11 protein-coding genes are annotated in these 13370 nt (G+C 33.0%); all 11 read right to left on the bottom strand.

The window, feature by feature from the left end:
* Positions 1 to 118: 118 nt before the first annotated feature.
* Complete coding sequence (gene phoU / locus LB941_RS03005) at positions 119 to 784, bottom strand: phosphate signaling complex protein PhoU (protein ID WP_253359363.1); 666 nt, start codon at positions 782 to 784, stop codon at positions 119 to 121.
* A gap of 19 nt (positions 785 to 803) precedes the next feature.
* Positions 804 to 1559 (bottom strand): phosphate ABC transporter ATP-binding protein PstB, encoded by a 756-nt coding sequence (gene pstB / locus LB941_RS03010; protein ID WP_253359365.1) that lies wholly within the window; start codon positions 1557 to 1559, stop codon positions 804 to 806.
* 12 nt (positions 1560 to 1571) lie between these two features.
* Positions 1572 to 2375 (bottom strand): phosphate ABC transporter ATP-binding protein PstB, encoded by an 804-nt coding sequence (gene pstB, locus LB941_RS03015; RefSeq protein WP_425270483.1) that lies wholly within the window; start codon positions 2373 to 2375, stop codon positions 1572 to 1574.
* 18 nt (positions 2376 to 2393) lie between these two features.
* Positions 2394 to 3287 carry a phosphate ABC transporter permease PstA gene (gene pstA, locus LB941_RS03020; protein WP_253359369.1) on the bottom strand — a complete coding sequence of 298 codons (894 nt, stop codon included), beginning with the start codon at positions 3285 to 3287 and terminating at the stop codon, positions 2394 to 2396.
* 2 nt (positions 3288 to 3289) lie between these two features.
* Complete coding sequence (gene pstC / locus LB941_RS03025) at positions 3290 to 4207, bottom strand: phosphate ABC transporter permease subunit PstC (RefSeq protein ID WP_253359505.1); 918 nt, start codon at positions 4205 to 4207, stop codon at positions 3290 to 3292.
* 12 nt (positions 4208 to 4219) lie between these two features.
* Positions 4220 to 5068 carry a phosphate ABC transporter substrate-binding protein gene (locus LB941_RS03030; RefSeq protein ID WP_253359371.1) on the bottom strand — a complete coding sequence of 283 codons (849 nt, stop codon included), beginning with the start codon at positions 5066 to 5068 and terminating at the stop codon, positions 4220 to 4222.
* A 239-nt stretch (positions 5069 to 5307) separates the two neighbouring features.
* The gene (locus LB941_RS03035; RefSeq protein ID WP_253359373.1) at positions 5308 to 7146 is read right to left on the bottom strand and encodes a glycoside hydrolase family 13 protein; all 1839 of its coding nucleotides are present in this window, start codon (positions 7144 to 7146) and stop codon (positions 5308 to 5310) included.
* Positions 7127 to 9565 (bottom strand): glycogen/starch/alpha-glucan phosphorylase, encoded by a 2439-nt coding sequence (locus tag LB941_RS03040; protein WP_253359375.1) that lies wholly within the window; start codon positions 9563 to 9565, stop codon positions 7127 to 7129. Before LB941_RS03040 ends, LB941_RS03035 begins: the two co-directional genes overlap by 20 nt.
* A 54-nt stretch (positions 9566 to 9619) precedes the next feature.
* On the bottom strand, positions 9620 to 11050 hold the full coding sequence (glgA, locus tag LB941_RS03045; RefSeq protein ID WP_253359376.1) for a glycogen synthase GlgA: 1431 nt from the start codon (positions 11048 to 11050) through the stop codon (positions 9620 to 9622).
* A 3-nt stretch (positions 11051 to 11053) separates the two neighbouring features.
* The gene (gene glgD / locus LB941_RS03050; protein ID WP_253359377.1) at positions 11054 to 12214 is read right to left on the bottom strand and encodes a glucose-1-phosphate adenylyltransferase subunit GlgD; all 1161 of its coding nucleotides are present in this window, start codon (positions 12212 to 12214) and stop codon (positions 11054 to 11056) included.
* Positions 12204 to 13346, bottom strand: a complete 1143-nt coding sequence (locus LB941_RS03055) for a glucose-1-phosphate adenylyltransferase (protein ID WP_253359378.1) — start codon at positions 13344 to 13346, stop codon at positions 12204 to 12206. Before LB941_RS03055 ends, glgD begins: the two co-directional genes overlap by 11 nt.
* Between the last annotated feature and the right edge of the window lie 24 nt (positions 13347 to 13370).

The raw sequence follows: 13370 nt of genomic DNA on the forward strand, positions 1-13370 counted from the left end.
AAGTTTACATCTAAAATTACTCTTCTGAGTACATTTATATTCTAACACATTTCTGTAACCAAACGTATCATTTTTATCGGTTTTTCAATATTTTCATTGAATGAATTGAAAATAGCGTTTACAAGTCATTTCTACCCAACTCGGTAATTTTCCCTTTAGTTGCATAAATTATCCATTCTGCAAGATTAGTTACATAATCACCCATCCGTTCAATATGATTAGCGACATTCAAATAGTCAATCCCACTTTCAGCAAAATCTGCGTCTGTTCGAATTTCTTTAAGTGATAATTTTCGAATTTGTTTAAAATATTCATTATTTTGATTATCATCATTTGCAATTACAATTGCTTTTTTATCATCTAAAACCTCATATGCATTCATTATTTCTTCAAGCATCTTTTGAACATTTTGTGCCATTTCAATCACAATTTTTTCAATTTCTGCATCACGTTTTTCATTTTCAAATATTTTCGTTGCTTTAGCTACACTAACAGCATGATCACCTAAACGTTCTAAATCTGAACTAGCTTTAAGCATTGAAATTATTAGCCTTAAATCGCTAGCAACTGGTTGTTGTAATGCGATGACCTGTGCACACTGCTTTTCTAAGTGCGTTTCTTGTCCGTTGATTGTTTCGTCATTTTCAATAACTTCCTGCGCTAATTCCAAATCATGTCCTTGAAAAGCTAGGATTGCATTTCTTATAGCTGATTCGACGTTTAAACCCATAGTTGTAAATTCTTTTTTCAAATTATCAATCTGTTGCTCTAACATACGTCTCATTATTTATTTTCCCCTCTCTCTAACCAAAACGACCACTCAAATAATCATTAGTTTCTTGTTTTTCAGGATTTAAAAAGATATGTTTCGTTTCATTAGTTTCAATTAGCTCACCATTCAAGAAAAAAGAAGTTGTATCAGAAATACGCGATGCTTGTTGCATATTATGTGTAACAATAATAATTGTATATTGTTCTTTAAGAGTTAACAACATATCTTCAATTAGATTACTTGATACTGGATCTAGTGCACTAGTTGGTTCATCCAATAATATAACCTGTGGTCGAACGGCTAAAACACGCGCAATACATACACGCTGTTGTTGTCCACCAGATAAAGCTAGTGCACTTTTGTTTAAATCATCTTTTACTTCATCCCAAACAGCTGCTTGTTTTAAACTCATTTCTACGCGTTCATCCAACAATTGTTTATCTTTAATACCGGAAAGCTTTAGTCCATATGTTACATTTTCGTATATTGAAAAAGGGAATGGGTTAGGTTGTTGAAAAACCATCCCAACTTTTTTTCTTAGTTCAACTGTATCTGTCTTAGGGCCATAAATATCTTCCCCATTTATTTTAAAGCTACCTGTAATTTTTACATTTTCAATCAAATCGTTCATTCTGTTTAAGCAACGTAAGTAAGTTGACTTACCACATCCTGAAGGACCAATAAGTGCGTGAACTCCCTTATCAGGAAAATCTAAATTGACTCCACGTAATGCTTCTTTGGATCCGTAATACAAATGTACATCCCTTGTTGTAATAAATTCATTCATAGTTAACTTCTCCTAACCAAAATTACCTGATACATAGTCATCTGTTGCTTGAATCTTTGGATTAGTAAAAACTTTGCGTGTTTTATCAAATTCTATTACATGACCCAAATGGAAAAAAGCAGTGTAATCACTAACACGTGAAGCTTGTTGCATATTATGTGTAACAATAATAATCGTATAATTTTTCTTCAATTCAATCATTGTTTCCTCAATCTTCAATGTAGAAATTGGATCCAACGCACTACAAGGTTCATCCATTAATAAAATATCAGGTGCCATTGCAATTGCTCGTGCAATACATAGACGTTGTTGCTGTCCACCTGATAATGCAAGTGCACTTTTATCAAGATCATCTTTTACTTCATCCCATAAAGCTGCACTACGTAGACTTTTTTCAACAATTTCGTCTAGTTTCTTCTTATTTTTTTGTCCGTCCTCTTTTAGCGCAAATATAATATTTTCACGAATGGATTTTGAAAATGGATTTGGTCTTTGAAAAACCATCCCTATATGCTTACGAACTTCATAAACATTTATCTTTTTCGTATTAATATCTAAACCCCGGTACATTATTTGGCCTGTAACTCTACCAATACCATCATTCATTCGATTTAAAGAACGTAAATATGTGGATTTACCACATCCTGATGCGCCGATTAGTGAAGTTATTTTATATCGCTCAAATTTTAAATTTCCATCATGAAACGCATGGTTTTCTCCATAGAATACTTGCAAATCTTTAGTTTCAATTGCAAGTTCATGCTTATCCGCATCTAGAGGACGGATATAGTTTTTTGTTAAATCATATTGTTCTATGCTCATATTATTTTACCCCTACTTCGTTTCAGCTGATGTCATTTTTTTATACAAATAATTTCCCAAAAAACGTGCCATTAAATTAAAAACTAAAACAGCAATAATTAAAACAGCAGATGCTCCTGCAGAAACCGCTGTTGCATCAGGCATGATACCCTCTGAATTGATTTTCCAAATATGCACTGCTAATGTTTCAGCTGGTCGCATCAAATTTAGTGGACTTGTTGAACTGAATGGATTCCAATTACTAAAATTAACGTTAGTTGCACTTTGACCTGCTGTATATATTAAAGCAGCAGCTTCACCAAAAACTCGACCAGCACTTAACACTATACCAGTTACTATACCAGGTAATGCTTCTGGTAAAATTATTTTATTTACAGTTCTCCATTTTGACATACCTAATGCCAAACCTGCTTCTCTTTGTAGATTTGAAACAGAATTAATTGATTCTTCTATATTTCTTGTTAATAACGGTAAATTGAAAAATGTTAATGCTATTGCACCTGATAGAATTGAGTATCCTAATTTGAACTGAACAACAAATAATAAGAAACCAAATAAACCAACAACAACCGAAGGCAGTGAACTTAAAACTTCAATTGCCATTCTAATTACAGTTGTAATTCCATTTTTAGGTGCATATTCAGATAAATATATTCCCGCCCCTAACGAAATAGGAAATGAAATAATAAGTGTTAACAACAAAAGATACAGTGAATTAAATAGCTGGGGCCCAATTCCCCCACCTGCTGTAAATGCACGTGACGGCGAAGTTAGAAAATGCCAAGAAATATGTGGCAGTCCTTGCAGAAGAATCCGTCCAATTAAAAAAGCAAGAATAATAACCACCATTATTGCAATTGCTTTAATAATCGTAATCGCAATTTTATTTTGTAATTTTGTGTTCATGATTACATTCTCCCTTTCTTAACAATCCATCTGACTAATATATTGAATATTAATGACATCAATAACAATATTAGTGCTAATGACCATAATGCATTATTTGCTGTTGTTCCCATTACTGTATTGCCTATTCCCATAGTTAATACACTCGTTAGTGTAGAAGCTGGAGTCAATAAACTTGTTGGTAATAGTGATGCATTACCAATGACCATCTGTACAGCTAAAGCTTCTCCAAATGCACGTGCCATCCCAAAAATTATAGCCGTTAAAATTCCAGGAATAGCAGCTTTTAATAAAACTTTATATATTGTCTGCCACTGTGTTGCTCCTAAAGCTAAAGATGCTGATTTATAGTGCTTAGGAACAGCTTTCAATGCATCTACTGTCATAGATGTCACTGTTGGTAAAATCATGACAAACAAGATGAAAGAACCTGCTAAAATACCATATCCAGAACCACCAAAATGATCTCGAACAAACGGTACAACCACCGTTAATCCAATAAACCCATACACAACTGATGGAATTCCAACTAATAATTCGATAACTGATTGCAAGACATTTCTACCTTTTTTTCCCGCTATTTCCGTCATATATAATGCTGTTCCAATAGCAAAAGGTGTCGCAATAATTGCTGCTAAAATAGTTACACCAAATGAGCCAGCAATCATAGGCAATGCCCCTACAAGTGGTTTACCATCTGATCCTAAAATACCTGGATTCCAGTTAGTTCCAGTAAAAAATGTTTTTAAACTTGCCTTATCTTGTGTAAAGGTTGCAATTCCTTTTAGTGCAACAAATAGAAAAATCGAAATAACCACAATCAAAATTAACCCAATTGCACAATAAGTTAATATTCTTCCTCTTAACTCTTGCCGTGTTTCCCTTGAGTTATTTTGAATTTTTTCTTTAATCTTATCCATCATATATACCTCTTACTCTGCTTTTTCCTTTGTAGTTGTCACTTTCATATCATGAATTGAAATATAACCAAGCTTTTTAATTAATTTGTTTTGAACAGTTGCTGATAGCATATAATCCAAAAACTTTTGTGTTTGTTTATCAGGCTTGCCTTTTGTATACATATGCTCATATGCCCAAATTTTCCAAGTATTCGTTGTTACATTTTTATCTGTTGGTTTTATATTATCGACTTTCAGTGCTGTCACATCTTTTTTAAAGTAAGAAAATGCAACATAACTAATTGCCCCTGGTGTACTGGCAACCATTTTTTCAACAGTTCCACTTGAATCTTGTTCCTGCGTATTTATAGCATTCTTACCTTGTAACACATGTTGTTCAAAAGTTGCCCGAGTCCCACTTCCTTGAGCACGATTAATAACAATAATTTCTTGATTTTTGCCGCCTAATTGCTTCCAATTTGTATATTTACCTGTAAAAATGCCTTGTAATTGCTTTAATGATAAATTTTTTACGCCTGTCTTTTTGTTAACAATTGGTCCAATTCCAACAACAGCTACTTTATGATCAACTAATTTTTTTGCCTTAATCCCGGATTGCTGATTTGCAAAAATATCTGAATTTCCAATTGTAACAGCTCCCGTTTGAACTTGACTCAAACCAGTTCCAGAACCCCCTCCTTGTACTGTAATACTTATTTTCGCATTAGTAGTTTGATACTCTTCAGCTGCGACTTCAACGATTGGCTGTAAAGCCGTCGAACCTACAATGGTTATCTGCTTATTTTTATTTGTGCTACTACATGCACTCAAAAAAAGCACTGCGCTCAAAGTCAGCAATATAGTCCTTATTTTCTTTTTCATAGTGTATATCCTTTCCTCTACCATTCCCATGTTACGTTATTTTTGTAAAGGGTCTTAGGTGGTTGTGTAAAGGTTATGTAAATATTGCAACGATTTTTTCTATTATCTGTAAAGATGTCTTTACACTGATTGTTTTTTATTATTAAATTAAAAAAGCAGGAGATAAAATTCAAAAAAATAATGAACCTTGTCCTCTGCTTATTTGCTGTATTAATGATATTTGGCTCTAAATTATTGCGCTATGGTCGCTTTAAAATACGCCACTGCCCTTCATATGGTGTCAAATTTTGATTGCCAAATTCAGTATGAATAAACTCACCTAAATTATCATTATCATGATACCAAGTAAATTCTTCCTCATCTAAATTTCTAGACTCTTCTGAAATGTTCACTACATAAATGCCAATGCTTTCTTGATTATATCGAATGATAGAAAAACAATACATACTAGCACCTACGATAAGATCACCCTTCTGTAAAACCTCTGTCTCCTTTCTTCTTTTTATGCATTGCTTTACATAATTTAATACTATCGTATTTTCTTTATTCCACGGATAAAAGCCCCTATTAAGCGGATCTTTGCCACCTGTCATTCCAACTTCATCCCCATAATAAATACAGGGTACTCCTGGTAACATATATAATAAATCCCAAGCTACTTTGAGTTTTCTTATGTCATTTTCAAGAATTGTCAATATTCTTTCTGTATCATGAGTACCTAAGTTATTTAATGAATTAAAATAAAAATTATGCGGATAGTTTTCTCTTAAACTCATTAATTCGCGTGCTATTTCATAGATTGAACGTTGCCGATTATTAACTAATAAATCCAAAATACATTTTCGCTGTGGATAATTCATTACACCGTCTAATTCATTACCTGAAACATAATGACGTCGCTTTTCATGGGCAATTTTATTAGAAGCATCCTCCCACACTTCACCAAGTAATACTTTTTCTTCTTGATACTCGGACAGATTGTTTTTAATTCCCTTAATGAAATTCTCTGGCAACTCATCAGCAACATCCAAGCGCCAACCATCTACCCCCATGCTCGTCCATTTAGCTAGCACACTATTATCCTCACCATAGATATACTGTTGATAGCTAGTATTTTCTTTATCTACTTCAGGTAAATCTTTCACACCCCACCATGAAGCATACTCATCTGGGTAGTGATAAAACTTAAACCAAGAATAATATGGACTATTTACATTTTGTGCTGCACCTTGACTTGAATCATAGTAAAGGTTCCGAGCGTTAAAATATAAACTGTCTTTACCAACATGATTAAATACACCATCTAAAATAATATGAATCCCTGCACTATGCAATTTATCCAAAAGTTCTTTAAAGTCGTTCTCATTGCCAAGCATCGGATCAATCCTCATAAAATCATTTGTATCATAACGATGATTTGTCGTTGCTAAAAAAATTGGATTTAAATATACTCCTGTAATACCTAATTGTTTTAAATACGGTATCTTTTTTATAATTCCTTGTAAGTTTCCTCCAAAAAAGTCCCAACGAACAACAGCACCTGTATTATCTTTAATATAATACGGAGTATCTTCTTTAGTTGCATATATAAAACTGTTTTTTTTACGTCCAGTAATATATTCATTTTCATTACCATTAAAAAATCTATCTGGAAAGATTTGATAAAAATTAGCACTAGCATACCATTTAGACGGTACTAAATCTTTTTCAAAACAAGTTAATTGATACAAAAACAACTCATCGCGCTTTGAAATTCGACCTTCACCACCAAAACCATCGTAAGCTGCTCCATAAAAATAGGTTATCTGTTCACCATTATCTTGTGAACTAATTTTGAAGTAATAAAAATATAGTCCTTCTGTTTCTGGTGTAAAATTAGTTTGATAAAAATGACTTTCCTTTTCATTTAGTAAATAACTGCTTTCGCTATCTTCTCCATCTTTATGAATTAACAACTCTACTCGCGGATTTTCAATGATTGACACAAATAAACCAATTGTGATTTCTGTACCTTTTTTTGCAGCTCCAAATGGCATTTTATACTGTTCCATCCACGAATTATAGTGGATACTTGCCATTATTATCCACCCTCTTCGCTTTTGTTATAGATTTAATTTGCCAAATATCACTAGCATAGCTTCGAATCGTATCGTCTGAAGAAAAAAAGCCCCCATTAGCTGTATTAATTAAACTCATCTTATTCCATCTACTTTGATCACGATATATTTCATCTATTTCACTTTGGGCACGTAAGTAATCTTCAAAATCACACAATACAAAATAATCATCATTTAAATATGTTAATGAATCAAAGATTTCATGTCCTTCTGCCTGTATGTTTGGAATTGTTCCATCAACAAAAGCATCTAAAACTCTATGAATGACAGGATTATTGTTATAATAGTCTGAGCTATGATAGCTATGATTTTCATAATATTTATAAACTTCGTCTTTTGTTAATCCAAAGATAAAGATATTCTCATTACCCACTCTATCTTTAATTTCGATATTAGCACCATCAAGTGTAGCAACGGTTATGGCACCATCTAGCATTAATTTCATATTACTTGTTCCAGATGCCTCTTTTGAAGCTGTTGAAATTTGTTCACTGACATCAGCTGCAGGAATTATTTTTTCCGCTAACGTTACTCCATAATTTTCTAAAAAGACTACTTTCAATTTATTTTGAATATCAACATCATTATTTATTAGATTTGCAACCTCATTGATACATTTAATTATTGATTTAGCATAATGGTAACTAGGAGCTGCTTTAGCTCCGAAAATAAAGACACGTGGTACTATTGACAAATCTGGGTTTTCTTTTAAATCCAAATATATTTTGACAATACGCAATAAGTTAAGCAATTGTCTTTTATATGCATGCAATCGTTTTATTTGAACGTCAAAAATAGCTTCTGGAGATACTTCAATTCCTGTTTTTACTTTGATTAAGTCTGCCAAAATTTTTTTGTTTTCATGCTTGGCAGCCCCAATTTTCTGTATTACCGACTTGTCATTAGTATATTCCATTAACTCGTGTAATAACTTTACATCAGTATGCCACTTAGTTCCTATCGTTTCATCAATCACCTTAGTTAGTGCTGGATTTGCTAACTGTAACCATCGTCTTTCAGCAATACCATTAGTTTTATTATTGAAACGTTCTGGATATAGAGTATAAAAGTCTTTTAATACATCCGTTTTTAATAGTTCCGTATGTAATTTAGCGACTCCATTAGTGCTATGTGACCCAATAATAGCAAGATGCGCCATATGCACTTGATGTCCAGCAATAATCCGTGTTCGTTCAATGAAATCTCCATCAGCTTTACCGGCTAACGATGCCACATAGCGGTTATCTATTTCTGCAATAATTTGCAAAATTCGCGGCTGTACACTATTGAGCATTTGAACATCCCATTTTTCCAATGCTTCTGATAGAATTGTATGATTTGTGTAACTCATAACTTTAACAGTCTGTCTCCATGCATCCTCCCATGAAAGATGACATTCATCAAGTAGAATTCGCATAAATTCTGCAATACACATTGCTGGATGAGTATCATTAATATGGATAGCAATATAATCACTGATTACATTTAGACTTTTTTTGTACTTAAGATAGTGACGCATAATACTTTGTACACCAGCTGAAACAAAAAAATACTCTTGTTGTAACCTTAACCGCTTTCCATCTTCATTTGAATCATCTGGATATAAAACTGAAGTTAAATCTTCAATATTGCGTCTAGCCTCAATTGTTGGATACTTAATCTCTTCATTCTCTGGAATTTCTGCATCCCATAGACGTAGTGTATTAACATGTTGATTTTCATACCCTACCATTCCAACATCATAAGGCACTGCACGAATAATGGTGGCATCATCATAAACTGGCTCTAAATAATCACCTTTTTGTTCAAGATGAACATGCCCACCCATCTTAACCATAACAGCTTTACTGTCACGTCTTATCTCCCAAGTATTGCCTACCCCTGTTTTAAGCCATTCATTTGGTAACTCTACTTGATATCCATTCACAAAACATTGCTTAAATAAACCGTACTTATAACGAATACCATTTCCATTACCTGGAAATCCTTCTGATGCTAAGGAATCCATAAAACAAGATGCTAATCGGCCTAAGCCCCCATTTCCCAGTGCCATATCAGACTCTGCTTGTACAATGTCATCTAAATTTAAACCCAATTCGTTTAATCCGTCATTTACAATATCTAACCAACCCATGTTCAGTAAATTACTCTTTAATAAACGACCTGGCAAAAACTCTATTGAGAAATAGTAGACTTGCTTTTGATCTGTTTGTAAATAATCTTTCCATGTTTTTCGCCACATACTTGTATACGCAGATTTAATAACAGAAGACAATGCATCATATAATTCGTTATTTGTTGCGTCATTTACATCTAGTGCATATTTTTGTTCTAATCTTTTTTGAAATGCCTCCACAAAATTCTTTTTCGTTATTTCCATTAATAAAACCTCCTGTCAGAAGCAACTTATCACTAAAAAACTCATAAACCGATACTAAACTATTTGTTTATACAATTCTTCGTAATTTTCACTAGCTGTCTCCCAACTGAAATCTTGATTCATTGCATTATATTGTAATTTTTTCCATACATCTGGCTTGTTTTTATAAACATCTAATGCTAGTTTTATTGCTTCAACCAAATAAAATGACGAGTATTCTTCAAATCCAAACCCTGTACCTGTGTTTTCAATAGGATTGTAAGACTGAACGCTATCTTTTAAGCCACCAATTTCATGAACAATTGGCAAAGCTCCATATCGCATAGAAATCATTTGCGAAAGTCCACATGGTTCAAACGCTGAAGGCATCAAAAACATATCACATCCCGCATAAATCTGCTGAGCTAATTCAATGTCAAATCCAATTTTAACTCCGCATTTATCCGGATATTGTTCATTAAAATATTTAAAGCTATGTTCCAAATCGGGATATCCAGTTCCTAACAAAATAAATTGTAAATCAAATTGCAATAAATTATTTAGTTCAGCTACTACCAACTGAAAGCCCTTCTGATAGGTCAATCGACTAACAACACCTATTACTGGTACATCTGAACGAACTGGCAAACTAAATATCTTTTGTAGCTCTTTTTTATCACCTAATTTTCCGCTTATATTCTCTTTACTAAAAGTCGTTTTCAAATTTCTATCAATTGCAGGATTATTTGTTTCATAATCAATTCCATTTAAAATTCCAGAAAGTTTACCACTTTCCATTCTTAAAATATTATCCAGTCCACAACCAAAATCTGGAGTCTGAATTTCTTGTGCATATGATGGGCTAACTGTATTTATTCTATCAGCATATAAAATACCTGCTTTCATAAAATTTACAGCACCATTAAAACGAATTGTGCCATCATCATAACGATTTGTATCCATACCAAACAAATCTGGCAAAACATTTTTATCGTATTGTCCTTGAAATTCGAGATTATGCACTGTCAATACTGTTGCTATATTTTGATATGCATTAATCCACTGATACTTTTCTTGTAATAAAAAAGGAATAAACGCTGTATGGTAATCATTAACATGTAATATATCAGGAATAAAATTAATTCGTTCCATCATTTCAATCACAGCCATTTGATAAAATGCGAATCGTTCTCCATCATCATAATAACCATATAACTCTGGGCGATTAAAATAATATTCATTATCTATAAAATAGTATTTCAGACCATTTAACGTCAAAGTTTTTATTCCACAGTATTGCTTTCTCCAACCAACTTGTACTGTATAGTTAAATAAATCGGTCATTTTTTCTTTATATTCCTGTTTTATACCAGTAAAGTATGGCACAACAACCCGTACTTCATTTTCTTTTTTAGCTAAGTATTTAGGTAGAGCACCTACCACATCACCTAATCCACCAGTTTTAAAAAATGGCACACACTCTGCTGCTGCAAATAATATTTTCATCTTCTATCCTCCAAATACATCAGCTGTAATATGCTTGTTTTTTTCAATAACTACCGGTTTATCAGTAGTTCCTTCAATTTTAACACCAGGATCTACACGCACATTTTTATCTAATATAGCATACTTAATAATTGCATTTTCGCCAATATTAGCACTCCCCATTATTATTGAGTCCTTAACTATCGCACCTGTTTCGACAAGTGACCTTCTTGAGATTAAACTATGATCAATTTTCCCTCTGATGATACATCCAGTTGCAAATTGACTTAGACAAATTTCTGACGTAGCTGAAAAATACGTTGCTACTTCATTTTTGGTCCTAGTAATTACCTTTTGACTTGAAAATAGTAATGAATTGAACTTTTCTGGATCAAGCATATTCATATTCGCTTTATAATAATTCTTTATATTGTAAATGTTGCTCATATAACCTGTATATTCATATGCTGAGGCTTTTGCCTTTGTTAACTCACTGATAAGAAATTCCTCGATACTGGTTGAGGCACCTGCATTTTGACCAACATAAAGTGCATTTATCAGCCAATCCGTATTAGCAATAAAAAAGCCCATTGCCAAATTATAAATATCATCTTTATCTGATAAATCATTAAATTTCTTGGTATCTGTAATTGCTCCATTTTCACTCAACTCTAAAATTTGATCATCATTTGCAATATCTTCACGTTTCACTCGCTTAAAAACGGCTGTTATCGCATTTTTTTGATTTTGGTGAATTTTTAGAACTGCTCGTAAATCAACGTTTGCTAAAATTTTATTAGATATAAAAACAGTATATGTTGCTTTTGATTTTTGAAGATAGTCGATTACATCATCAAAATATGTTTTTCCTTCTGCTTTACGTCTTAAAATGTCTTGATAAAAGCTCGTATATTGATAACTTCCAATACTATCTAATCCCCATTCTCGACCACCACCCAGATGGTCAAAAATAGATTTTATTCTTCCTTCATTCATAATCATAAAAACATTTTTTATATTAGCATTAACTACACTCGATAAAGCAAAATCCATAATTCGATATTTACAATCAAAATATAAAGTTGATAATGGCCGATTACTTGTTAAAGGCAACAGCCCATTATACTCATGTTCATTACCAATAATTGCGCACATTTTATTGTTTAATAATTTATTAGTCTTCATCTGTTTTCACTCCAATCACTTCAGAGTTTCCCACTACAGCTATTTCTTTTGTCCCATCAATTTCTGCATTAGCACCAATTACCGCATTTTCACCAATAATTGCCCGACTAATCTTTACATTTTTACCAATTGAAGCTCCTGGCATTATAACACTATCTTTAATAGTAGAACCTTCTTTAACTTGAACATTAGCTGCCAATATACTGTGTTCAACTTTTCCCGCTACAAAACATCCATCGACTACCATTGAATCATTTACCGTAGCTGTTTGCGTAATAAACTGAGGTGGAGCAATTGGGTTTTTTGAATATATACGCCAGCTTTTATCTCTAATATTTAAACCTCCTTTATCATCAATGAATTCCATATTTGCTTCCCATAAGGAGTCAATCGTACCAACATCCTTCCAGTATCCTGAAAAATTGTATGCAAAAACATTATCTCCACTTTGAATATATGCCGGGATAACATTTTTACCAAAATCAACCATTGGTACATTTTTTGTAAAACCATTAATTAAAACTTCTCTTAGTCTCGACCAATTGAAAATATAAATACCCATGGATGCATGATTACTTTTTGGTTCAGTTGGTTTTTCCTCAAATTCAATGATGCGATTATTTTCATCTGTATTCATAATTCCAAATCGACTAGCCTCATCCCAGGGCACATCAATAACAGCAACGGTGAGTGCCGCGTTTTTTTCTTTATGTACTCGCAGCATATCTTCATAATCCATTTTATAGATGTGATCTCCTGACAAGACTAATAAATATTCTGGATTTATGCTATCAATATAATCAATATTTTGATAAATCGCATGTGCTGTCCCCTCAAACCATTTACTTCCTTCTTTACTTGAATATGGTTGTAAAATTGTTACTCCAGAATCTAAACGGTCTAAGCCCCAACTTGCACCATTTCCAATATGATTATTTAATACCAGAGGTTGGTACTGTGTAATAACACCAATGTTACGTACTCCCGAATTAACACAATTGCTCAAGGTAAAATCAATAATCCGGTATCTTCCCCCAAATGGTACAGCTGGTTTAGCAATATTTTGAGTTAATTTTTTCAAGCGTGATCCCTGACCACCAGCTAAAATCATCGCAAGCATTTCATTTTTCATAACAACAGATGGACATTATCCATC

The sequence above is a fragment of the Ligilactobacillus ubinensis genome (genome assembly GCF_024160875.1).
In the GTDB taxonomy this organism is placed as follows: Bacteria; Bacillota; Bacilli; order Lactobacillales; family Lactobacillaceae; genus Ligilactobacillus; species Ligilactobacillus ubinensis.

Coding starts and splice junctions, on each gene's coding strand:
- phoU (WP_253359363.1), bottom strand. CDS start 784: ATGAGACGTATGTTAGAGCAACAGATTGATAATTTGAAAAAAGAATTT.
- pstB (WP_253359365.1), bottom strand. CDS start 1,559: ATGAATGAATTTATTACAACAAGGGATGTACATTTGTATTACGGATCC.
- pstA (WP_253359369.1), bottom strand. CDS start 3,287: ATGAACACAAAATTACAAAATAAAATTGCGATTACGATTATTAAAGCA.
- pstC (WP_253359505.1), bottom strand. CDS start 4,207: ATGGATAAGATTAAAGAAAAAATTCAAAATAACTCAAGGGAAACACGG.
- LB941_RS03030 (WP_253359371.1), bottom strand. CDS start 5,068: ATGAAAAAGAAAATAAGGACTATATTGCTGACTTTGAGCGCAGTGCTT.
- LB941_RS03035 (WP_253359373.1), bottom strand. CDS start 7,146: ATGGCAAGTATCCACTATAATTCGTGGATGGAACAGTATAAAATGCCA.
- LB941_RS03040 (WP_253359375.1), bottom strand. CDS start 9,565: ATGGAAATAACGAAAAAGAATTTTGTGGAGGCATTTCAAAAAAGATTA.
- glgA (WP_253359376.1), bottom strand. CDS start 11,050: ATGAAAATATTATTTGCAGCAGCAGAGTGTGTGCCATTTTTTAAAACT.
- glgD (WP_253359377.1), bottom strand. CDS start 12,214: ATGAAGACTAATAAATTATTAAACAATAAAATGTGCGCAATTATTGGT.
- LB941_RS03055 (WP_253359378.1), bottom strand. CDS start 13,346: ATGAAAAATGAAATGCTTGCGATGATTTTAGCTGGTGGTCAGGGATCA.